Below are 22,346 nucleotides of genomic sequence, written 5' to 3'. Positions count from 1 at the left end.
CTATTTACCCCCATTCAAAAAACCAGTAAGTGGTGAAGATGCATTTCCATATTGTGATTGTGCACCTAATCTAGCCTCGTAAGCCATCCTACCTGACTTAACGCCTAATGAAAAAGCTTCTGCCATTTTAACTGGATCTTCAGATGTGGCTATAGCTGTGTCTACTAAAACGGCCCCTGCACCCATTTCCATAGCTTGTACTGCATCTGATGGTTTCCCTACACCTGCATCTACTATAATAGGAACCTTTATTTCTTCTATAAGTATTCTTATTAATTCACCTGTCCTAATTCCCCTATTACTTCCTATAGGTGCTCCCAATGGCATAACTGCCGCTGCTCCAACATTTACTAATCTTTTTGCAGCCATCAAATCAGGACTCATATAAGGAAGTACTACAAAGCCTTCTTTACTTAATACTTCTGTAGCTTTAATAGTTTCTTGATTGTCAGGAAGTAAATATTTATTATCCGGTATAACCTCTATTTTAACCCAATTTCCACAGCCCATAGCTTTTCCAAGCCTAGCTATTCTTATAGCTTCTTCTGCAGTTCTTGCTCCTGAAGTATTAGGAAGTAATATTACATCTTTAGGTATGCATTCTATAATATTTTCCCCCCTTGAATTTAAATCTACTCTTCTTATAGCTGTAGTTACCACTTGAGTTTGTGACTTTTCGATTACTTTAGGTATAACTTTTGTGGAAGGAAACTTTCCAGTTCCAACAAATAATCTACTTTCTAATTCCGCTCCACCTATAATTAAATTTTCCATAATACACATCTCCTCATAATTAACAATCATTTTCACCTAACAAAATTCTAATTATCATATTTGCTTGATGATTTGCTGCAATAGCAGTCCTTGGAGCCATAAGTCCACAGCCTATCTTTGCTTCAGATTCTAAGTCTCCTACCATATAAAAATTTTTCATAACTCTCTTTGTCTTTATTAAATTTGAACTAAAATAACCTGCCATACCCGATGCAGCTACAACAGTTTTTTCTCCGTCCAAAAGTATGGTATTAACTATTTCTGCCTTGTTAATGGGATTATCCAAAGCTTCTGCCACAATACTTGCATCATCAAAGCATTTAACTACATTGTTTTTATCCAAATATAAATCTTTCGTTACAACTTCCACAAAGGGATTTATGTTGCCTATTATATCTTTTATAGCTTGGGTTTTCTTCATACCTATGTGTTCTATGAAATACTGCTGCCTATTTAAGTTACTAGGTTCCACCAGATCAAAATCTACTAATATAAGTTTACCAATACCCATTCTTGCTAAAGATACGGCTATATTAGATCCTAGTCCCCCAAGCCCTGCTATACCAATAGATGCCTTTTTAATTTTTTTATGCACCCCAGGAGTATGTCTGGAAGTTAATAAATATTCAATTTCTTCTTTGTCTGGCATCTGTCCTTTATTTATAAAAAATAAATTATCCCCTTCTTTTAGTTCATAATTCTTATCCAAAGGAAATCCATTTAAAATACATATGTCTCCTTTATAATTAAATATCTTTTTTAATTCAAAAGCTGTAATATTTTCATGAACTTCAATTTTCCTTCCATTAAAAAAAATCTTCAATTTTAACCCCCACCTACAAAAGCTACAATTTCAACTTTATCTTCTTTATTTAATATTCTTTCCTTAAACTTATCTCTGTCTGATATTTCTAAGTTTATTTCTACAACAACTTTTTCCCTGGAAATATTCAGCTCTTCAAGCATTTTTTCTACTGTAATACCTTCCTTAAAATCCATTTCTTTTCCATTTACTATCATTTTCACACCTCCTACCTTTAATATATTTAGCCTTTGTATCTTTTTTCTTTATAAAACAAAAAAGATACAAATCCGCAGGAAATGTACCTAAAAATACTACAACAAAAGCATTCCCTACGTTGGTTCTAACCAAATCAGGTTCCTAGGGTCAGAGATAACATCCCTTTCTCAGCCTGTCATTACAGGATCCCCTTGCTTACATATTAAATTTTACATATACATCATAACACTTTTTTCTATTTAGGTAAATAAAATTATTGTAAATGTTGAATTATAATAGATAACTTTGATATAATTGCATTTGCATATAGTATATGAAAAGGGATGATATAATGAATAAATCAAGTATAAATAAATTAAAGCTTTTCTTCATGGGGTTAGAAAGCAGATTTGAAGAAAACTCTTCTATATTTAAAGAAATAAGTACAAATTTTAAAACTGGTTTAAAAGAATTTAAAGGCCTAGGCATTTATAAGGATAATAAAATTCAATATAATTTCAACGGAATTACAAAACTACAAGGTTTAAAAGAAATTTTACAAGACATATGTATAGATGCTGAAAACTATGAAACTCTAGAATTTGTATATAGTGAGAGAGGCACAAATATACTAATATCTGCTGACCATAAAAATGTAACCATGAAAAACATAGAAATTAAAGAATCTTCTAAAGAACCTAATACTAGATCTAAGGTTTCTAAAAAGGATGTCTGCTCAAAACATCACAGTTTGGAAGGAACTTCAACGCTTTTAAATAGAGACTACTATATTAAAGTTGGAAAAGCAGATAGTTTATTAAAAGAAATAAATATAATGACAAAGGACGGCAAAATTAAAAATGACAAAATAAGAAAATATAATCAAATAGATCATTATGTGGAGCTTTTAGATAGTATATTTGATAAACTAGATAAAAACAACAAAAAAGATATCACTGTATTAGACTGCGGCTGTGGTAAATCCTACTTATCCTTTGTATTAAATTACTATTTAACAGAAGTAAAAAAATTAAAATGTCATTTTATAGGACTTGATTATTCTAAAAATGTTATAGCCTCTTCTAAAAAAATGGCTGAGAACTTAGGCTATAGAAATATGGAATTCCACGCTATTGATATAAAAGATTATGTACCGGATAAAAAAATAAATGTAGTACTATCTCTTCACGCCTGTGATACTGCCACAGATATGGCTTTAGCTTTAGGTATTAGGGTTAATTCTGATGTAATAATAGCTGTGCCTTGTTGTCACAGAGAGCTTTTAAATCAATACTCTTATAAGCCTTTCAAAAACATAACTAAATATGGAGTTTTAAAAGCAAGAATGGCTGACATACTAACTGACGGCATGAGAGGCACTATGCTAGAAGCCAAAGGCTATGATGTTTCTATAGTAGAATACATATCACCTCTAGAGACCCCTAAAAATTTAATGATAAGAGCTATAAAAACAAAAAACGAAAATACTAAGGCCATGGATGAATATTTAAAGTTAATGTCTGATTTAAATGTTTACCCTGCACTTTATAAATTTCTTAACCAGTGGGAATAAAGATGAATTGTGACGCAAGTGCAATAAGAAAAAGCACACTTTAAGTCCATAAAAAAATTGTAATTTGGGACTAATCACAATACGCTAAGAACTTCTACATGTTTACAGATTTCAATACCCGTTAAGAAGCTTTCATGTTTGAGCGCCGTCAGAAGCGAGTTTGAAAGCTTTAGGGTATTGAAATTTGAAAACATTAGAATTTCTTAGCGTATTGCGAGTAGTCTAAAAAATATATTTATTGTGAACTTAACTACAGATTTTTCTTATTGCACTTACATCATAATTTTCTTACTTTATGAATTCCTCAAGGCAGCCGCATAAAATTATTGGTTTATTATAGTGCAGTATTCTCTTAACGTCCTCTATTGCAGTAGTATTGGGATTTACCCATATTAATTTTTCAAGTTCTCGCCCCTGAAAACTTTCTAATAATAATTTTTTTATAGAAAAATCAGTTATAGGGAAAGAATATCCTATTATCACTAACTCTTTACAGTTTTTTAATTTATCCTTGGCTTTTTTCCATATACTATGTATAAGTTTTTGTCTATAATCTTTATAAAGTACAGGGGGAATAATTAATGGATCTAATATGCCCTTATATGTATAAATTTCATTATCCTCCCACCAACATTTATTAGTTAAAATAACCTTACCAGAACCATCTATATTAATTTTTTTATCATCTTTCAATTCTATATAATTCACCCAATTTAATGAACCATGCAACTTTAAAATTTCAAAATCATTTAAACTTTCATTATTAATTTTGCCATTGATAGGATTGCTCTCTTCCTGCATTTTGACTTCATCAAAATATACACCATAACATTGGCTATTTTGGGCAGAAACTCCTGTGGCATATTCAATAGCATTCTCTAAATTACAATCATAATTAAATGTAATCACACTCTCTCCATTTTCACAAATACTTTTACCAAAAGAAACCATAGCTGAAGATTCTTTAGCAAACTTCTGAAATGGATATAAATTTTCTATAAACATAACCTTAAATAATGAATTTATTTTAATTAATTCATAGGCATCTAAGTATCTTTTCTCATCCAATGCTTCTAATATTTGTAGTTGTAAAAGTGCAAAACATTCTCCTATATCAAAATGAGTTTTACTTAAACTATCTGGATTCAATCTCCAATACTTTTCTATATAAAAGAATACAGATGAAAATTTAGTAATGTAATATTCTTTAGCACATTTATCTTTTTTAAATAAAGTGCTGAAAAAACTTTTCGATAAAGGTGGACTTATTCCCTCTTCTCCTTTTATACATTTATTTATTCCCGCTCCTATTAAGTAAACTGTATCCTTTTTCATACTATCACCTATAAATAACCCTTTCTTAATTCTTAATCTAGCTTTTTAATATTATTTCTATGGTGATTTGCTCTTAACTCAAACTAAAATAATAAAGAGATTTATTAGTTTTAACTAACACTTTTAATCATATGAAATTCTTTAACTAAAATCTCTTAATTTATTTTGTCCAATTTTGCAAAAAATAAATATGGCGCTATCGCATTAAAAAATTTACACAAAATGTACTGTTATGCAAATTTAAACTTAATACAATACATTGTAGAACTTATTTTTAGTGCGACAGCCCATTTTTCTTAAGCCTTATACGGAAATTTTACCAGACACACCTGCATGACAGTTGGTTTTATTTATAGACAATATAAAAGTTCTATAATAATCAAATTATTATAGAACTTTCATTAACTATTTTTATTATAACAAATGTATAAGGTACATGTGAAAAGAAATAACAAGTCAAAGATGCTAGTATATTTTATTTCAGACAAGGAAGCAGGTTCCACCTTTGGTAGGACTATCGGCGGGTTCTGCTGACACAGTATGACACAAAATAAACTAGCATACTGACTTTATTATTTATTTGAATGTGCCTTATACTATTAAATAATGCTGTTAAAGTTTGTGTATTTTTTCTCTATTGTTTTTAACTTCTTTAGTTGCATTTCTTGTATCGTAAAGAAGTGCTGCTTCTTTAACTATTCTTTCATAATCATAATCGCTATGATCTGTAGTTATTAGTACTATATCAGCAGTTTTTATAGCTTCTTCCCAATTTACTGAAGTATACTCTTTTCCAGCATGTTTGAATTCTGGAACATATGGATCATTGTATATAACATTTGCACCATTTTTCTCTAAATGTTCTATTACTTTTAATGCTGGAGATTCTCTCATATCATCTATATCCTTCTTATAAGCTACTCCCATTAAAAGTACATTTGCACCATTTAATGCTTTCTTATGACCATTTAATAATCTCATAGCATTATCTACTACAAATTCTGGCATAAAGTCATTTATTTCTCCTGCTGTTTCTATAAGTCTTGTATGGTAGTCGTACTCTCTAGCTTTATATGTTAAGTAGAACGGATCTAGTGGTATACAATGTCCACCTAGTCCTGGACCTGGATAGAATGCCATAAATCCATAAGGTTTAGTCTTAGCTGCTTCAATTACTTCCCATATGTCAATACCCATTTTCTTGCATAATATTGCCATTTCATTTGCAAGTCCTATGTTTATATGTCTAAATGTATTTTCTAGTATTTTCTCCATTTCTGCTACAGCTGGAGATGATACCTCAAATACTTCTCCTTCTAATACACTTCTATACAAAGTAGCTGCTACTTTTGTACATTCTTCTGTGCATCCCCCTACTACCTTTGGAGTGTTTTTGGTTTTAAATAATTTATTACCTGGGTCAACTCTCTCTGGTGAAAAGGCTAGGAAGAAGTCTTCTCCACATTTTAATCCTGATTGTTCTAATATTGGTTTAACTATTTCTTCAGTAGTTCCTGGATATGTAGTGCTCTCAAGTACTACAAGCATTCCTCTATGAAGATATTTTGCTATGTCTTTTGTAGAACTTTCTACATAAGATACATCTGGTTGTTTAAATTTATCTAATGGTGTTGGAACCGCTATAGCAACACAATCTACTTCTTTTACAAAAGAAAAATCTGTTGTAGCTTTAAGTTTTCCAGACTTAACCAAATCAGCTAATTCTTCATCTATTATATCTCCTATATAGTTATGTCCTTTATTTACAAGTTCTACCTTTTGATCTTGAACATCAAATCCTATTACTTTATATCCTGCTTTAGCTTTTTCTACTGCTAGTGGAAGTCCAACATACCCAAGTCCAACAACACCTACTGTAGCTGTTTTATTACTAATTTTCTCTATTAAATTTTCTGCTAATGGATTCATTTTAAATCTCCCTTCTTTTTGACAAAAATATAACAATAATACTTTATTATACTGCAAAAAGCTTTTGTAATAAAGACTTTTGCCTAAAATTATTAATTAGTAAAATTACTATACTGTTTTCAAGTTACTTTTTATAGAATTTTAATATTGTATCACAAACAAATTCCACTTCTTCTCTAGTTATCTCTGGATAAATAGGAAGTGCTAATATCTTTTCACAAGTTCTCTCTGCTACCGGGAAATCACCTTTCTTATACCCTAAGTAACTGAAACATTCTTGAAGATGTAGTGGTACTGGATAGTATATGCTGTATCCAATTTCATTTTCTTTTAAGTATGCTGCAAGTTCATCTCTTCTCTCTGCTAATATATTAAATACATAGTAAACGCCTTGTTGAGCTCCTTTTATTTTAGGAATATTTATATATTCGCATTGTCCTAGTCTTTCCATGTATAATTTAGCTATTTCTTCTCTTTTCTTTATAGCCTCATTCATATATTTTAGCTTAACACCTAATACTGCTGCTTGAATTGTATCTAATCTTGAATTATATCCAATATAGTCATAGTGATATTTTTTAGAAGCTCCATGAACTCTTAGCTTTCTTGCCATTTCTGCAAGTTCATCACTATTAGTAACTATCATTCCTCCATCACCATAGCCACCTAAAGTTTTTGTTGGAAAGAATGAGAATATTCCCATATCGCCTATAGTTCCTGAATGTCTATAAGTTTCTCCATTTCCCTTCCATCTCATACCAAAAGCTTCTGCTGCATCTTCTAAAACTCTTATATCATATTTATTTGCTATTTCCATTATTTTATCCATATCAACCATTTGTGAAAATAAGTGAATTGGAAGTATCCCTGCAGTATTTTTATTTATTTTTTCTTCAATTTTGTTTATATCTATATCAAAAGTTTCTTCATCTATATCTACAAAAACTGGTTTTGCTCTATGTTTAGCTATACAAGAAGTGGATGCTAAAAATGTAAATGGTGAAGTTATAACTTCCTTTCCATCTTTAAATCCTAGTATATCTGAAGCTATAACTAATGCATCCGTACCAGATGCAACTCCTATGGCATGCTTAGCTCCTGTAAATTCTTCTATAGATTTTTCAAAAGCCTTAACTTCCTGCCCTAAAGTGGATATTCCCCTTTCTATTACATTTTTAATGGCAGTATCAAACTCTATCTTCTTTTCTTCATATTCTCTTTTTGAAGTATAAAAATTAACTTTCATTAAAGTTACCTCCCTTTTTTTATCACTAATATTACATAATCCTTATGTAATACAATCAATATTTACTTAAATGGTCATTAACGTAAAATGTTTACTTATTATTTACTTTATAAACTTTTCTACACTCTTTATTAATTCTTCAACCACATACTTAGCATCCTCTAAACTCAATGTAGAATACACTGGTAAAGATATTTCATTAACATATCGCTTGTATGCATTTGGATAATCTTCCATTTTATATCCTAAGTTCTTATATAAACTCAAAAGTGGCAATGGCATATAGTGAACATTAGTAGCTATTCCTTTCTCTGCCATATCAATAATTACATTATTTCTCATCTCTTCTGTAAAGTCTTTTAGTCTAAGTAAAAACAAGTGATATGATGTTTCTCTTATATCATCTTTCTTAAATGGAATTTCAGCCCATTTTTTATCATTTAAAGTTCCTCTATAAATATCAAATATTTGCTCTCTTATTCTAAGCATTTCTTCATATCTACTAAGCTGACCTAAACCTATTGCTGCATTCAAATCTGTCATATTACATTTAAATCCATCAGTTACTATATCATACTTCCATGCTCCAGCCTTCATCTTTGATAAAGCATCCTTAGTTTGACCATGAAGAGAATTTATCTTAAATTCTTTTTTCAAGTCTTCTCTTCCTATTTTATTATTAAATGTAATAGCTCCACCCTCTACAGTTGTTAGGTTCTTTACTGCGTGAAAAGAAAACACATGAAAATCTGCTTGGCTTCCAACTCTCTTTCCTTTATACTTTCCACCTAGTGAGTGAGCTGAATCTGATATAAATATGATATCTTCTCTTCCTTTTTCTTTAAGTATTTCTCTTATTCTATCATAATCTATAGGTACACCTGCCACATCTACAGTTATTATAGCTTTAGTTTTTGTTGTTATAGCTTCACCTAATTTTTCTTCATCAATTAAAAAACTTCCTTGTTTAACATCTACAAAAACTGGTTTTGCACCCCTATGAAGTATAACACTAGCAGTAGCTGTATAAGTATATGCTGTAGTAATAACTTCATCTCCTTCTCCTATGCCAAAGCTCTTTAGTATAAGTTCCATACCTGCTGTAGCACTAGAAAGAGTTACTACATTATCACACTCACAGAATTTTTCAAGTTTTCCTTCAAATTCTGCTGTTTTAGGCCCTGTAGTTATCCAGCCTGATTTTAAAACCTCCACTACTAAATCTATTTCCTTTTGTGTTATATCCGGTGGTGAAAAAGTTATATTCTTCATATTCTTTCTTCCTTCTTTCATACATATTTTTTCAATGCTGTAAACAAGCCAGTATCTTTTGAAATATGAATACCATTTTGTTCTTTTATCTTTTTATTTAAAAACTCTCTAAGTTCTTGGATTTTTTCTTCATCAAATTTTTCTCTCACATTACCTGGCATGGAAAATATGTAATCTATAAGTGGCTCTGCCTTAGTTATGTTTAAACTATCTTCGTATCTTTCTATGTTAATATCATTAAACCACTTTTTCATTACATTCGTACCATTTTCTAGTTGAAAATTAGATGTATTGTCCCAGCTTTTTGAATTTATATCCTCAGATCCAAATTCCCACATTAGATTTCTCATTTCCACCATATGATTTTTACCCACAGTGGACGCATAAAAATGTCCATCTTTATTCAATACTCTATGGATTTCACCAAGAGCTCTATGTATATCCTCTACATGATAAAGCATATGATTAGCTATAACCACATGGAAAGTTCCATCATCAAAGGGTATCTCCTGCACATCTACTATTTTAAACTTAAATCTATTAACCTTTTCCTTTAAGTTCATTTTAGCATCATAAAGCATTCCTTTTGAAAAATCCGTAAGAGTTATATCCCACTCTTTAGGTATTCTATCCATATTTTTAGCCCATAAACTAGCATCTCCACATCCAAGTTCAAGTATTTTTAAATTTTTAGACATATGAGGGATATTTAACAGTCTATCAAAATACCATCTCATCCATCCATATTTATTGGCGCTAAGTTCATCATGTATTCTTATTCTCGCCCTTAAATTTGATGCATTTTGATATTGTACCAACAATTTATTATCCATATTTAATACATTTATTATGTTAGCAAAGTTTTCCCAATTTATTTCTTCATTTTTGTTTAACATTTTTAGTGTATCATCTATAGCTTTCATTACCATCTTAGTATGTTGAATTTTTCTATCCACTATTTTCTTTTGTATCTCTAGAGATTTTTTAAAGTCCTCTTCACTTACATCATAAACAGATATTTTTTTTATCTCATCCAAGGAAAATCCTATAAATTTTAAAGTTAATATCTTTTGAAGTTTAGCAAAATCATGTTTGTCATAAAATCTTTGACCTTTTTGATTATACTTAGAAGGCTTTAAAAGTCCTATATTATCGTAGTATCTTAAAGTCCTTAGGGTTGTTCCCGCTTTCTTAGCAAAATCCCCTATACTCATGAGCTGGCTGGCATCTTGTTTCATATTTACCACCTCTTTTTAAACATTATACTACATTACGTTACGTCACCGTCAACAGCTTTTTATAAAATAATTATGTACATTTTATAAATTCAACTTTCACAGTTATAAAATAAAAAATTTAAATATAGAACCTCCTTGAAAATGTAGAATTGAAATTTTAAATTAAAAAATAATGTAGAGCTCAAAATTTATGTGCAAAAGCTTAGTTATAAATTTTCTGTCAAAACTTGCTTACAAATTTTTCTTTACTTTTACACATTAAATTGATATAATTACTTTAAAATTTAATATTTTTAAACTTCATCGATCAGGAAGAGTAACTATAATAACGTATTTACAGAGAGTTAAGGATGGTGAAATCTTAACATTACTAGTTTTAGCGAATGGCCCTGTTAGAAGTAAAACGAAATCTATTTATAGAGAGTAGCATTTACCGGAATCCTGCCGTTAAAAAGGATAGGGTATGTTAGTACCTGAAAAGAGTGATATTTAGTCTTAATTTTAATTTGTATACAATAAGATTAATATAAATTAGGTGGCAACGCGAATAACCTTCGTCCTAATATAGGATGAGGTTTTTTTATTTTTTGCAAATTAATCAGCTGTTAATTAGAAAGCAATGTATTAAAAAAAGGAGGTGGAATCTATGTTGTGAACTGATGAATACCATTGGTGTATTATTTACAATTATCATTTATTAAAATTATTCTTTGAAAGGGGTTCAAAAATTATGAATTTAAAAAAACTAATTATCAGTTCCTTATTACTAGCTATAGGTTTAATATTACATCAGATTTCACCTCCATTATTTTTAGGAATGAGACCAGATTTCTTGCTAGCTATGATGTTTATAGCACTTTATATTACTAAAGATTATAAATCCTCCTTAATTATAGGTATTATTGCTGGATTTCTAACAGCTGCTACTACTACTTTTCCTGGTGGCCAAATTCCAAACATAGTGGACAAAATAGTTACTGCTCATGTATTATATGTATTTTTTAAAGTTACAGAAAACAAATTAAACTGTCAGATAACTATGGCTGTTGCTAGTATTCTTGGAACACTGGTAAGTGGATGTGTATTTTTAGGAAGTGCATTAGTATTATTTTCTCTTCCAGCACCATTTTCTACATTGTTCTTAACTGTAGTTTTACCTGCTTGTGCTATAAATATTGCAGCAACACTTATATTATTTAAAGCTGTAAACACTGCTTTAAGGCGTCGTTCTGCAATTTAGTAATCAAATAATCAATAAATTAAAACTCCATAAATAAAAACCATGTATAAAGAATTTATGTTCCTCTTTATGCATGGTTTTTGATCTTGTATATGGCTTTCATATATTTTAAAATAAACCTCATTTATTATTTAACCATTAAAACACATATTCCAGTTTATAGGATTTTTCATTTTCTGAAACCTTTGTGAATCCTAAAGATAGAAACAAATTTTTTGAACGATTATTATATTTATAAATTTCCACTTTAGTCTTACTTAGTCCTATTTCATTTCCTCTTTCTAAAAGCTTTTTTATCACTTTTCTTCCAATACCAAGTCCCCAATATTTTTCTTCTCCTATAACTATAGGCATGTTTTCCTCGGATAAAGTAACATCGCCAATTGCTCTCCATTCTTCCTTTTCTAAAATCTCTATTAAATATAGTTCTCCAATACCATTTAAATAATTATACATACAGCTAATTTTTTCTATATTATATACCTTATCCTTAACTCCCTCAGAATAGTACATTACCTTTTCATTATGGTACCATGGTAGAGCTAATTTATAATCCTCTTCTTGTAAAATTCTTAATCTTAAGTTATTTTCTATTTGTATAATCTCTGGATAAGTAATTTCTTTTAATTCCATGTGTATTCTCACCTTCTCAAATCGCAAAACGATGTTATTATGTACTGCTCAGTAAACTCTCTTCACTGGCTTACGCTGAAGTAGGAGTTTCTTGATTAAATACTACTATAAACCATCATAAAACTTCCACAATAACTCCTTATTCAAAACCTTTTCAACACTATAATAAATAGTATCTTCTTCTATACCTTTTACTATTATTTTATTGGGGAATATTTCCAAAATCAGCCTATTATCATTAGAATCTTCATACTTATTATTTATAAAAGAAATACAAAAAAACATCTGCTCTTTTAAATATTTTTCATCTTTTATGCGTGATTTGCCTTTTACTTTTGTAAAACCAATAGAACATATATAATTCTTCAAATAATTTATTTTATCTTTATCATCTGTTATTCTTTCATCTGGAGCACTTTTTCTATCACTTTCTGGTGTGACTTTTTCCACCTTTACTCTTTTTATATTATTAAAATTAAATTCTATATGGTTACACAATTTATCAACTCTTCTACATACATTAAAATCATATATCTTAACTCCAACCATACATATAAAAAGAACTAGAAGCAAGCACTTTAATATCTTGTAAATTTTACCTTTTCTATTTTTTTCTTCTGATATTAAAAACATCATAAAAAATATATAAAAACCTGCAAAAATTGCATATCTAAAATTTTTTTCAAAAATTCCGTAATTATTACCATTTTCACTTAAAAAATATAAGACAAAAACTAACATTACTACTTTAATATACTTACTTGCTTTTTCATGTAACATAGCCCCTACTCTCCCCTCTGTAAATTCTTAATACAAATATAGTATATTTACTTGTACATGCAATAATCCACAAAGTAATTCATACTTTTATGCCTATTACTATATTTATAATAGTGAACATTCCCTAAGCCTTTTTACTGACTCCTTAAGTGACTCTACGGTTTTTGTCTCAATTAGCACGCTTAATTTATTTTCTTCTGCAAATTCAATTCTTTCTTTTAAAGGAATATCACCATCAAACAACACTTGATGATCGCTTATTCCGTTATAATCATGCAAATGCATATGACTAACTTTATATGGATGATTTAAGTATATATTTTTTATTTTATATCCAGTCATAGCATCGTGCCCCACATCCCACGTAAAATTCACTCCAGAGACATCACATAGCTCTAAAAAAGCTTCTTCTACAAATTTATGTACTTGCATATTTTCAACACATACCTTTATGTCTAAAGGCTCTGCAACAGCAATTATATTATTCAAAGAATCTTTAAGCTTGTCCGTAAATAATTCATTGTTTTTCTCGTATACAAACATCTTCTTATGTGGTAATGTAAAGTATACCCCTGAGTTTAAATGAATATTAATTTTTTTAGCTCCAAATTTTGAAGCCCAAGTAGCAATATACTTAAAAAGCCTAATATTTGCTTCTCTTACTTCCTCATAAAAACACCCAAAATCAATTTCTTCTGGAAAATGTAAAGTGAACTCCACATTATATTTTTCTTTTAATTTCATTAAATCCTCAAGGCTATTATTTTCAGGCATACAATAAGGTAAATTCATGTTTAACTCCACAAAATCTAATCCTAATTCATTGCATAATACTACGTTGTCCTCAATACTATCTTTTTCAATTAATGTAGGCATTCCAAATTTACAAGTCATATTATTCCTTCCTTTCCTAATCTAGCAAACTAATACTACAGATAAAATATCACAAGTTCAACTCAAGAACAGTCATATTTAACATGCTATATCTCCTTACAAAAGGAATTTATATTTAGTATTATTTATATTTTACCACATGTAACCATGATATTAAATATAAGGCACATTCAAATAAATAACAAGCCAGTATGCTAATCTATTTTACGTCATACTGCGTGAGTAGAACCCGCAGATAGTCCTACCTAAGGCTGAACCCTACTTCCTTGTCTGACACAAAATATACCAGAATATTTGACTTGTTATTTCTTCTCATATACATAACAAAAAAGCAGAGAATACTCTCTGCTTTATAATCATTTATTTTTTATAAATTAAATCCGAAATACCGCCACTCTAATTTTGACACCTATCCTCTAGATAGGTGGGTATTCTCATAAACGCTTCCACGAACTGGCCTAAAAGGTCTTATAGCTCATTTATACATTTGAATATTGAATTCCCTTTTGCAAACTGTAGGTTCAAAATAAGAGCTAACAAATATCCCAGAAATATAATTCTTATATAATTTTCTCTTCGACATTATTATACAAAATCTAATATAAAATTGCAATACTTTTAATGAATTTTAACAGGGCAAACGCATCTTTATATTGTATTTCTTTCAATATAAAGATGCGTTTTTATAAAATATGTAAAATAAATGAGCTACTATAAATAAAGTGAATATTGAAAAAACTATTCATAGACTTTCCCTAGTGGTATTTTAATATTCTTTATTCTTTACCTCGTAGAGGGTCGAAAATAACTTTTTCTAGATATTTTTTATCTAATGCACATTTAACTTTTTTTATATTTAAACTTTTCTTTAAAGTTTTTTCTTGTCTAAGTAGATTTAAGGCTAAATGTCGTAAGACAGCCAAATTTTCAGCTGAATTATCTTTTCTAGCTCTACATTTATCCTCATTAAAAGATACGTCTAAAACCCAATGGAGCTTATTTTCTATACCCCAATGTTGCCTAACTGCATTTGAGAATAACTCTATAGACTCTAAACTTGTTATATAGTAGCTTCGCTCAAAAGTTTCTTTATCTCCTACAATTCGTTTTCTTTCAACCATACCTATAGATTGAATATTTCTCCAGTCTTCTTTATTATCTAGCCATGAAATTTCATTAACTAAAAAGTATTTTCGTGCTTCAATTCTCCCATGATCTTTATCATGAGTAGTATGGGTTTGTACTTTTATATCTGTACTTTTATATCTCAATATAGAGTCAAAAAATAATTCAACATTGTCATGAAGAGTTTTCTGATTTTCTTTTAATGCCAACACATAGTCAGCCTCTTTTTCTATAATAACTTCTGCTATTTTCTTTTGAGTTCCCATAGCATCAATTGTAACAATAGTATCTTTTAATTCTAATAGTTCAATTAATTTTGGAATTGCTGTGATTTCATTTGATTTATCATCTGTTTTGATTTGCCCTAAAACTACCTGATTCTGATTTGCCCAAGCACTAACCATATGAATTGATTTTTGATTTGAACTATTACAAGATGATCCTCTCACTGTTTTACCATCTATAGATACTACTTCTCCATTTACTAATTCAGCTAAATTCTTCATTAATTCATTAAAACATTTTTGAAATTGTTTAGGATTTATTTGGGAAAATACCCTATTGAATGTATCATGTGAAGGAATTCCATTAGGTAACTCAAAATATTGCTTTAGCCACTCTTCACTTGACTCTCCAAATTCTTCAATTTCATTATAAGATTCCATTCCACTGGTTACAGCACATAGTGCTATACCGATTATATCTATAAATTTATGTCTCTTGTTATCGCCTCGTGGGTCTTCGACCTCATTAAATGCATCAAATATTATACTTTCAATATCAAACATGTTTGGTTTAATAATAATCTTCCTTTCTATCTTTTGTACAATTTAAATTATAAGCATTATTTCAACAAAATAAAAGGGCTAGCGCCAAAAAATCATATGCGTTTGCCCTGTGAATTTTAAATATCTACATTTCATCAAACTTACTCTTATTACCTACAACAACCTGAATAAATTTTTCCGCCAAAATTGGATCAAATTGAGTTCCACTGCATTTTTTCAATTCTTCTATAGCCTCATCATAGCTTTTCTTTGTATTATATGGCCTGTTAGATGTCATAGCATCAAAACTATCAACTACTGTTAATATTCTAGCCAAATAAGGTATATTTTTTCCACTTAAACCATATGGGTAGCCACTACCATCATACCTTTCATGATGATGCAAAATTAAGGGAGTAGTATCTTTTAATGACCCTACTGGTTTTATAATCTCCACACCCTTTTGCGGATGCTGTTTCAGCATTTCCCATTCTTCCTTCGTAAGTGGCATCCTTTTATTTATTACTACCTCTGGTATATTTATTTTACCTATATCATGCATATATGCACCATATATTAATATTTTTTTCTCTTTTTCTGATAAGTTTAAGCTTTCCGCCATGAGCTTACAGTAAACAACCACTCTCTCCACATGTCCATATGTATATCTATCTTTAGCATTAATTATACTAATTAATGTTTTTATAGAAGTTATTAAATCAATATGTTCTTCTTCTATATCCCTTTTTAATTCTTCTAAAACTGAATAATAGCTTTCAACTCTATTTTTATGAAAAAACTTTGCCCTATATAATGCATCATCAACGCTTTTTAAAAGTTCTAAATCATTTTTTGCCTTATCTGGGAAGCTTGATACCCCTATAGAAACGGTTAAATTCCCATTAGGCTGATTCTCTTCTCCTTGAAATTTATATTTCTCCACAGCTACTCTTATTTTTTCTGCCACCTGTATTGCTTCTTTTTCAAAGGCTTTAGGCATTATAACCGCAAATTCTTCGCCTCCATATCTTGCAACTACATCTATTTCTCTTACATTGTTTTTTAATATGTCTCCTATTTTTTCTAATACTTTGTCGCCATTTTGATGTCCATATAAATCATTATAATACTTAAAATAATCTATATCCAAAAACAATATAGATAAATTTTCCTTCAACTTTCCAGCTTCGTTTATTTTTTCTTTTAATATCTCTTGAAAATATCTATGATTGTACACTCCTGTCAAGCCATCAAGATTAACCATTTCAGATAGCTTTGCATTATGTTCTTCTTCTATTTTTACATAATACCCCAAAGAAATACTTGTTAAAATAAACACACCTGATAATATTAAATCATTTTCAAAGAATGTGTTTACCTCCACATTTTTAACGCTTATCAAATCTAAAGCTAAAATAAAAGTTGATGACACTACTGATACAAAAATTCCTGAATTTATTCCTAATTGAATATTAGAGGTTATAATTATAAGCATAAATATAAATTTATATGGACTTAAGTGACCTCCTGATCGAATAACTAAGTACATAAATAAAATTATAAAGTATATATTCTCAACTTGTTGCATAAAAACATATTTTTTGAATATAGATTCTTTCCGTGAAAAAATATTCCATAATGTATATATCAGTATCAATATTAAGGTTGCTGAAAGCGTCATAAACATATAGTAATAATTTTTATGAAAATGCATAAACTGGTTGCTTTTACTTGAATAGTATTGAAAAATTATTATTCCACAAAAAAGCAAAGATGCCAATTTTACTATAGCTACTATTTCATTTATTTTCTTACTTTTAATATTTTGAACTTTATTCATAAAAGTCACTCTCTCAAATTAAATTTGTAAATTTAAAGGTGGTATTCACCACCCTTAAATTATTATTCTTCTCTTAAGCATTTAGGTTCTTCTGGTTGATACATAAAAAAGAAACATGCATAAGCAGATGTAGTCAATGCTATAGATGTAAATAATACTGCACCTAAACCTAATATACCTTTAATTATTCTTTTTTTCATCTAGTACACCTCCAAACAAAAATTTTATTTTATTAAAAATTATATCTGTAAAGTTAATAAAAGCTTGTCCAAATTGTGTAAGACTTAATGTTTGCCATAATACTCCTGTACTTACACACATACTAAATGTTAATAAAATTTTATTATTGTATATATAATAAAAAAATATGAAAAAGGTGCTAATTAAAAATAAAACACCCCATATTTTAATAGATTTTTTTCTTAAAATATTTCTCTTTTCTTTGCTTTTTATAGGTTTTGACTTGCTATCCACTGGGGCTAATTTACTTACTAAGTAATACGATATTAAGAAAATCAATATATTAACTATTATAAGTAAATTTAAATTTATGTTATTTGAAAATCTTTTAATAAGCCATGCAATAATGCCTGATACAATTGCTCCAGTTATGGCACACCTACTAGGGGTACTAGAATGCACTCCTCCAGAAGTTCTTCTTAAAAAACTTGCACTAAATGAAAATATAAGAGCTTCTTTTAATACCCCTAAAGCTAAGCTCACAATTATTATAAACAAAATTGAATATGTAGTTTGAATACAAGCAAATACACCATATGATATTACTTCTTCCCTATCTTTGTCTAATTTTAAATTATGAGATATATACTTTGATAATTTATCACATATTCTTTGAATCACTAGTACAAACTTCCTCCTCATTGAACATTTTTTTCCAAATGAATATAATAATTAAAAATAAAAATAAAGCTGGAAGTGAAAATATAAACTCTCTAAGTGTCCTTATGGAACCTTGCGAAAAGGATACATTAAAAAACCTTTGTACAATCCATAAATTTATACCTTCACATAAAAACAACATTATTGCTCCAATAAGAGCACTTGACATAACCTTTATTGGACTAATTTTATTTATATAAACCGCAAAAATAATATTGAATGCAATTGCTATTATTGTATGTACTCCAAAGTGTATTGGGAGAAATCTAACAAAATAAGTTATTGCACTCATGATTATAGTAGACAACATTATTTTAAATCTATTAATTGGTTTATGATCTAATATATACATTAACACAAACATCAAATATAATTCTGGCATTCCTCTCAACACCATCACTAGTAACGAAACCTTTAACATAAAATCATCCTTTGTATGAGTAATTATTTTATATGATACTTGAATATAACCTAATTATACCACTTTTATCACTAATATGAAATAGAACATATGATAAAAGATTTTATTATGCTCTTAAAAAACCAGGAATATAGTCTCCTGGTTTCAAATTATTTTATTTTCACTTCTCCATGTTCCAATATAACTTTTATAGTATGACCTTTTTTAAACCTTTTTTGTAAATACTGCTCTACTATTTCGTCCTCAATATACTTTTGTATTGCTCTTCTTAAAGGTCTTGCTCCATATTTAGGATCATAACCCTTTTGTAATATGAATTCTTTCACTTCCTCAGATATTTCAACATTTATTCCCTTTTCTTTAATTTCCCCCATTACTTCCTTTAACATTAAATCTAAAATTTCGTGTAGTTCATCCCTAGTTAAACTAGAGAATATTACTATTTCATCCACTCTGTTTAAAAACTCTGGCTTAAAAGTTTCTTTCAAAGCATCTCTTACCTTGTTTTCCACTATTTTATAGCTTTCATTTGCAAAGCCTATACCTGCGGATTTAAAATTAGTGCCCGCATTAGATGTCATTATTATTACTGTATTTTCAAAATTTACCGTTCTACCTTGGCTATCTGTAAGCCTCCCATCTTCTAAAATTTGAAGTAACATATTAAAAACATCTGGATGTGCTTTTTCAATTTCATCTAAGAGTATTACTGAGTATGGCTTTCTTCTAACTTTTTCCGTTAACTGTCCTCCTTCATCGTAACCTACGTATCCTGGAGGAGCACCTATTAGTTTAGATGCTGTATGCTTCTCCATATACTCTGACATATCTATTCTTATAAGTGAATCCTCACTGCCAAACAATTCTTCCGAAAGAGTCTTTACAAGTTGAGTCTTTCCTACTCCCGTAGGTCCTACAAATATAAATGAAGAAGGTTTTTTCTTTTTGCTAAACCCTAATCTATTTCTTCTTATGGCTTTGGCTAAAGAAGCCACGGCTTTTTCTTGACCAATTATTCTTCTATGAAGAGTTTTTTCTAAGTTTAATAATTTATCCCCTTCTTCTTCAGTTACTTTCATAACAGGTATTTTAGTCCAAGACTCTATTATAAATGCTACATCTTCTATTGTTAATTCTATATGACTACATTCCTTTTCCATGTGATTTATTTTTTCTTTAATCTTACACAACTTAACTTTATAATCAGCTGCCTTTTCGTAATCATTTTTATCTGCAGATTCTTCCATAATCTTTTCCAAATTATATTTTTCTTCTTTTAAAGCCTTAATCTCTACTAATCCTTTATTCTTTAAATTAGCTCTAGAGCTAGCTTCATCAATAACATCAATAGCCTTATCAGGTAAAAATCTATCATTTATATATCTCTCAGCTAAATTTGTAGCTGTTTCTATAACTTCATCAGATATTTTCACTTTATGATAATCTTCATAATAATGCTTTATGCCTTTTACTATTTCTATAGTATCTTCAACTGAAGGCTCCTCCACTAATACTGGTTGGAATCTTCTTTCTAAGGCAGAATCCTTTTCTATGTTTTTTCTGTACTCCTCTAAAGTTGTAGCTCCGAGTACTTGAATTTCACCTCTAGCCAGTGCTGGCTTTAAAATATTAGCAGCATTTATAGCTCCACCCTGAGCTTCACCAACTCCTATTATGTTGTGTATTTCATCTATTACTAAAATAATATTTCCATTTTCTTTAGCTTCTTCTATAATAGCCTTCATTCTAGCTTCAAATTGACCTCTAAATTGAGTTCCTGCAACCACTGATGTCAAATCTAATAAATATACTTCTGCATTAAAAAGTTTCTCTGGTATTTCTTTTTCCACAATTCTAACTGCCAGTCCTTCAGCTATAGCAGTTTTACCAACCCCAGGTTCTCCTATAAGTACTGGATTATTCTTAGTCCTTCTATTTAATATCTGAACCACTCTATCTATTTCTCTATTTCTTCCTATAACCTTATCTACGCCGCCTTCTTTGGCTTTTCTAGTTAAATTTATTCCATAGTTCTCTAAATTTTTTCTCTTCTTCCTAACTCTTTTATTTTTTATTTTAGTATCTGCTACGTTAGAAGCTCCCTCGTTTTTACTTTCTTCATTATCCACAGGCTGTCTAAAAGCTCTAGCATTAGGAAATATACTATTAAAAAAATTTGAAATAGACTTTTCATCTCCAGTCTCTCCCAATGCTCCTGCTTCTTGTAGTTCTTTTACCTCTTCCATTGCTTCTTCTATATTCACATTTTGTAACATACTATTCATTTGCTGTGAAATACTCTCAAACTCTTCTGGACTAATACCCGTTTCACTTATTATTTGATCCATCATTGGGTATCCCATTTTTTTTGCACACTGCATACACAGACCTATAATTTCTTGTTTTCCATTTTGTAGTTTTGCAGTATATATAGTTGCTATATTTTTGTGACAAATAGAACACATTTGCATAGAATCATCTCCAATTATCAGTAAATTCAACTTGAATATATTAATATATTAAATGCTACCTTTATGATAAAACTTCTTTTCATGGTCTAGTAGCCATTCTTTCCTCCATAGTCCTCCCCCATAACCTACTAATTTATTATTCTCACCAATCACTCTATGACATGGAACTACAATAGTTATGGGATTTTTATTATTTGCATTTCCAACTGCCCTAAAGGCTTTACTGTTACCTACAGCTTCTGCTATATATTTATATGATACTGTAGTTCCAAAAGGTATTTTAACAAGCTCATTCCAAACTTTATTTTGAAAGGAAGTTCCTTTTAATATAATATCTAATTGAAACTCTTCTCTATCACCATTAAAATACTCCTCCAGCTGATTTTTACACTGGATTATCACCGGATATATTTTCTTATTATCTCCTTCATAAATATATTTATTATTTTCTAACTGCTTTTCTACAAATTGTACTGACGTAATTCCTTTTGCAACTCCTTTTATCTCTATGGTACCAATAGGAGATTTATAATAGCACGCAGTAATTTCTTCCATGATTAAAATCCTCCATAAAGTATATTATATTTTAAATAGCTTTCATATTATTTATTGGCAATTTAAATAAAATTTATATATTAATATACATTTATCATAATTCTATCATAGTCTTTACTATATGAAAATAACAGTATGTAATTTAACAATTTTGTTACTTAATTTTTAAAATAAAAAATACTGAATAGATGGTAACTATATTGAATATACTTATCATTCATTCAGTATTTAGGTACATGAAAAGAAATAGCAAGGCAAAAATGCTGGTATATTTTGTGTCAGACAAGGAAGCAGGTTCCGCCTTAGAACTATCGGCGGGTTCTGCTAACACAATATGACGCAATATATACTAT

Annotated in this window: 20 protein-coding genes, 1 other RNA gene, 1 riboswitch and 1 other annotated feature; of the genes, 2 read left to right on the top strand and 19 right to left on the bottom strand. The window is 29.4% G+C overall.

Going from position 1 to position 22,346, the window contains the following annotated elements:
* From CC89_RS04560 to thiS, 3 genes are read right to left on the bottom strand one after another with little or no spacing between them, the layout of a single operon-like run.
* Positions 1–774, bottom strand: a complete 774-nt coding sequence (locus tag CC89_RS04560) for a thiazole synthase (RefSeq protein WP_035289577.1) — start codon at positions 772–774, stop codon at positions 1–3.
* Between the two features lie 19 nt (positions 775–793).
* On the bottom strand, positions 794–1,597 hold the full coding sequence (gene thiF / locus CC89_RS04555) for a sulfur carrier protein ThiS adenylyltransferase ThiF (RefSeq protein ID WP_035289575.1): 804 nt from the start codon (positions 1,595–1,597) through the stop codon (positions 794–796).
* 2 nt (positions 1,598–1,599) lie between these two features.
* Positions 1,600–1,794, bottom strand: a complete 195-nt coding sequence (gene thiS / locus CC89_RS04550) for a sulfur carrier protein ThiS (protein WP_035289572.1) — start codon at positions 1,792–1,794, stop codon at positions 1,600–1,602.
* 93 nt (positions 1,795–1,887) lie between these two features.
* A riboswitch (TPP riboswitch) is annotated at positions 1,888–1,997 on the bottom strand.
* Between the two features lie 129 nt (positions 1,998–2,126).
* Here thiS and CC89_RS04545 point away from each other — a divergent pair.
* The gene (locus CC89_RS04545; RefSeq protein ID WP_035289570.1) at positions 2,127–3,347 is read left to right on the top strand and encodes a class I SAM-dependent methyltransferase; all 1,221 of its coding nucleotides are present in this window, start codon (positions 2,127–2,129) and stop codon (positions 3,345–3,347) included.
* Positions 3,348–3,635: 288 nt separating this feature from the next.
* Here the strand turns inward: CC89_RS04545 and CC89_RS04540 are convergent, their stop codons facing one another.
* The 5 genes from CC89_RS04540 to CC89_RS04520 form a co-directional block, all read right to left on the bottom strand.
* Complete coding sequence (locus tag CC89_RS04540; protein ID WP_035289567.1) at positions 3,636–4,682, bottom strand: SIR2 family protein; 1,047 nt, start codon at positions 4,680–4,682, stop codon at positions 3,636–3,638.
* A 612-nt stretch (positions 4,683–5,294) separates the two neighbouring features.
* Positions 5,295–6,611, bottom strand: a complete 1,317-nt coding sequence (locus tag CC89_RS04535) for a nucleotide sugar dehydrogenase (RefSeq protein ID WP_035289564.1) — start codon at positions 6,609–6,611, stop codon at positions 5,295–5,297.
* A 124-nt stretch (positions 6,612–6,735) separates the two neighbouring features.
* Positions 6,736–7,857 carry a DegT/DnrJ/EryC1/StrS family aminotransferase gene (locus CC89_RS04530; RefSeq protein WP_035289561.1) on the bottom strand — a complete coding sequence of 374 codons (1,122 nt, stop codon included), beginning with the start codon at positions 7,855–7,857 and terminating at the stop codon, positions 6,736–6,738.
* 102 nt (positions 7,858–7,959) lie between these two features.
* Complete coding sequence (locus CC89_RS04525) at positions 7,960–9,129, bottom strand: DegT/DnrJ/EryC1/StrS family aminotransferase (RefSeq protein WP_035289558.1); 1,170 nt, start codon at positions 9,127–9,129, stop codon at positions 7,960–7,962.
* A 17-nt stretch (positions 9,130–9,146) separates the two neighbouring features.
* Positions 9,147–10,367: a MerR family transcriptional regulator gene (locus CC89_RS04520; RefSeq protein ID WP_035289555.1), complete on the bottom strand. Its 1,221-nt coding sequence runs from the start codon at positions 10,365–10,367 to the stop codon at positions 9,147–9,149.
* A 294-nt stretch (positions 10,368–10,661) separates the two neighbouring features.
* Positions 10,662–10,932: a binding site (T-box leader), on the top strand.
* A 165-nt stretch (positions 10,933–11,097) separates the two neighbouring features.
* On the opposite strand from CC89_RS04520, the gene CC89_RS04515 reads away from it, so the two are divergent.
* Positions 11,098–11,607 carry a tryptophan transporter gene (locus CC89_RS04515; protein WP_035289552.1) on the top strand — a complete coding sequence of 170 codons (510 nt, stop codon included), beginning with the start codon at positions 11,098–11,100 and terminating at the stop codon, positions 11,605–11,607.
* A 138-nt stretch (positions 11,608–11,745) separates the two neighbouring features.
* On the opposite strand, the gene CC89_RS04510 is transcribed toward CC89_RS04515, so the two are convergent.
* From CC89_RS04510 to CC89_RS04470, 11 genes are all read right to left on the bottom strand, one after another.
* A complete protein-coding gene (locus tag CC89_RS04510; protein WP_035289549.1) occupies positions 11,746–12,240 on the bottom strand; it encodes a GNAT family N-acetyltransferase in 495 nt (164 codons plus the stop codon).
* 105 nt (positions 12,241–12,345) lie between these two features.
* On the bottom strand, positions 12,346–13,020 hold the full coding sequence (locus CC89_RS04505; protein ID WP_035289546.1) for a hypothetical protein: 675 nt from the start codon (positions 13,018–13,020) through the stop codon (positions 12,346–12,348).
* A gap of 105 nt (positions 13,021–13,125) precedes the next feature.
* Positions 13,126–13,914 (bottom strand): sugar phosphate isomerase/epimerase family protein, encoded by a 789-nt coding sequence (locus CC89_RS04500; protein WP_035289543.1) that lies wholly within the window; start codon positions 13,912–13,914, stop codon positions 13,126–13,128.
* Between the two features lie 373 nt (positions 13,915–14,287).
* A non-coding RNA gene (gene ssrS / locus CC89_RS19855) (6S RNA) lies at positions 14,288–14,469 on the bottom strand.
* 221 nt (positions 14,470–14,690) lie between these two features.
* Positions 14,691–15,827 (bottom strand): ISAs1 family transposase, encoded by a 1,137-nt coding sequence (locus CC89_RS04495; protein ID WP_035289540.1) that lies wholly within the window; start codon positions 15,825–15,827, stop codon positions 14,691–14,693.
* 124 nt (positions 15,828–15,951) lie between these two features.
* Positions 15,952–17,646: a bifunctional diguanylate cyclase/phosphohydrolase gene (locus CC89_RS04490; RefSeq protein ID WP_035289537.1), complete on the bottom strand. Its 1,695-nt coding sequence runs from the start codon at positions 17,644–17,646 to the stop codon at positions 15,952–15,954.
* A gap of 62 nt (positions 17,647–17,708) precedes the next feature.
* Entirely contained in the window at positions 17,709–17,846 is a 138-nt protein-coding gene (locus CC89_RS19850) for a cyclic lactone autoinducer peptide (RefSeq protein WP_081896962.1), read from the bottom strand.
* Positions 17,827–18,507: an accessory gene regulator ArgB-like protein gene (locus CC89_RS04485; RefSeq protein ID WP_051931488.1), complete on the bottom strand. Its 681-nt coding sequence runs from the start codon at positions 18,505–18,507 to the stop codon at positions 17,827–17,829. Before CC89_RS04485 ends, CC89_RS19850 begins: the two co-directional genes overlap by 20 nt.
* Complete coding sequence (locus CC89_RS04480) at positions 18,488–18,967, bottom strand: hypothetical protein (protein WP_035289534.1); 480 nt, start codon at positions 18,965–18,967, stop codon at positions 18,488–18,490. Before CC89_RS04480 ends, CC89_RS04485 begins: the two co-directional genes overlap by 20 nt.
* Before the next feature lie 149 nt (positions 18,968–19,116).
* Positions 19,117–21,438 (bottom strand): ATP-dependent Clp protease ATP-binding subunit, encoded by a 2,322-nt coding sequence (locus CC89_RS04475; protein WP_035289531.1) that lies wholly within the window; start codon positions 21,436–21,438, stop codon positions 19,117–19,119.
* Positions 21,439–21,486: 48 nt separating this feature from the next.
* Positions 21,487–21,993: a methylated-DNA--[protein]-cysteine S-methyltransferase gene (locus tag CC89_RS04470; RefSeq protein WP_035289529.1), complete on the bottom strand. Its 507-nt coding sequence runs from the start codon at positions 21,991–21,993 to the stop codon at positions 21,487–21,489.
* Between the last annotated feature and the right edge of the window lie 353 nt (positions 21,994–22,346).

The sequence above is a fragment of the Clostridium sp. KNHs214 genome, from assembly GCF_000744935.1.
Classification (GTDB): Bacteria; Bacillota; Clostridia; order Clostridiales; family Clostridiaceae; genus Haloimpatiens.
Note: the sequence above shows the minus strand (reverse complement) of the source record. Positions and strands in the feature narration are given on the sequence as shown.

Coding starts and splice junctions, on each gene's coding strand:
- CC89_RS19850 (WP_081896962.1), bottom strand. CDS start 17,846: ATGAAAAAAAGAATAATTAAAGGTATATTAGGTTTAGGTGCAGTATTA.
- CC89_RS04535 (WP_035289564.1), bottom strand. CDS start 6,611: ATGAATCCATTAGCAGAAAATTTAATAGAGAAAATTAGTAATAAAACA.
- CC89_RS04490 (WP_035289537.1), bottom strand. CDS start 17,646: ATGAATAAAGTTCAAAATATTAAAAGTAAGAAAATAAATGAAATAGTA.
- CC89_RS04530 (WP_035289561.1), bottom strand. CDS start 7,857: ATGAAAGTTAATTTTTATACTTCAAAAAGAGAATATGAAGAAAAGAAG.
- CC89_RS04510 (WP_035289549.1), bottom strand. CDS start 12,240: ATGGAATTAAAAGAAATTACTTATCCAGAGATTATACAAATAGAAAAT.
- CC89_RS04470 (WP_035289529.1), bottom strand. CDS start 21,993: ATGGAAGAAATTACTGCGTGCTATTATAAATCTCCTATTGGTACCATA.
- CC89_RS04515 (WP_035289552.1), top strand. CDS start 11,098: ATGAATTTAAAAAAACTAATTATCAGTTCCTTATTACTAGCTATAGGT.
- CC89_RS04500 (WP_035289543.1), bottom strand. CDS start 13,914: ATGACTTGTAAATTTGGAATGCCTACATTAATTGAAAAAGATAGTATT.
- CC89_RS04480 (WP_035289534.1), bottom strand. CDS start 18,967: ATGTTAAAGGTTTCGTTACTAGTGATGGTGTTGAGAGGAATGCCAGAA.
- thiS (WP_035289572.1), bottom strand. CDS start 1,794: ATGATAGTAAATGGAAAAGAAATGGATTTTAAGGAAGGTATTACAGTA.
- CC89_RS04540 (WP_035289567.1), bottom strand. CDS start 4,682: ATGAAAAAGGATACAGTTTACTTAATAGGAGCGGGAATAAATAAATGT.
- CC89_RS04525 (WP_035289558.1), bottom strand. CDS start 9,129: ATGAAGAATATAACTTTTTCACCACCGGATATAACACAAAAGGAAATA.
- CC89_RS04505 (WP_035289546.1), bottom strand. CDS start 13,020: ATGTTACATGAAAAAGCAAGTAAGTATATTAAAGTAGTAATGTTAGTT.
- CC89_RS04545 (WP_035289570.1), top strand. CDS start 2,127: ATGAATAAATCAAGTATAAATAAATTAAAGCTTTTCTTCATGGGGTTA.
- CC89_RS04475 (WP_035289531.1), bottom strand. CDS start 21,438: ATGCAAATGTGTTCTATTTGTCACAAAAATATAGCAACTATATATACT.
- CC89_RS04520 (WP_035289555.1), bottom strand. CDS start 10,367: ATGAAACAAGATGCCAGCCAGCTCATGAGTATAGGGGATTTTGCTAAG.
- CC89_RS04495 (WP_035289540.1), bottom strand. CDS start 15,827: ATGTTTGATATTGAAAGTATAATATTTGATGCATTTAATGAGGTCGAA.
- CC89_RS04560 (WP_035289577.1), bottom strand. CDS start 774: ATGGAAAATTTAATTATAGGTGGAGCGGAATTAGAAAGTAGATTATTT.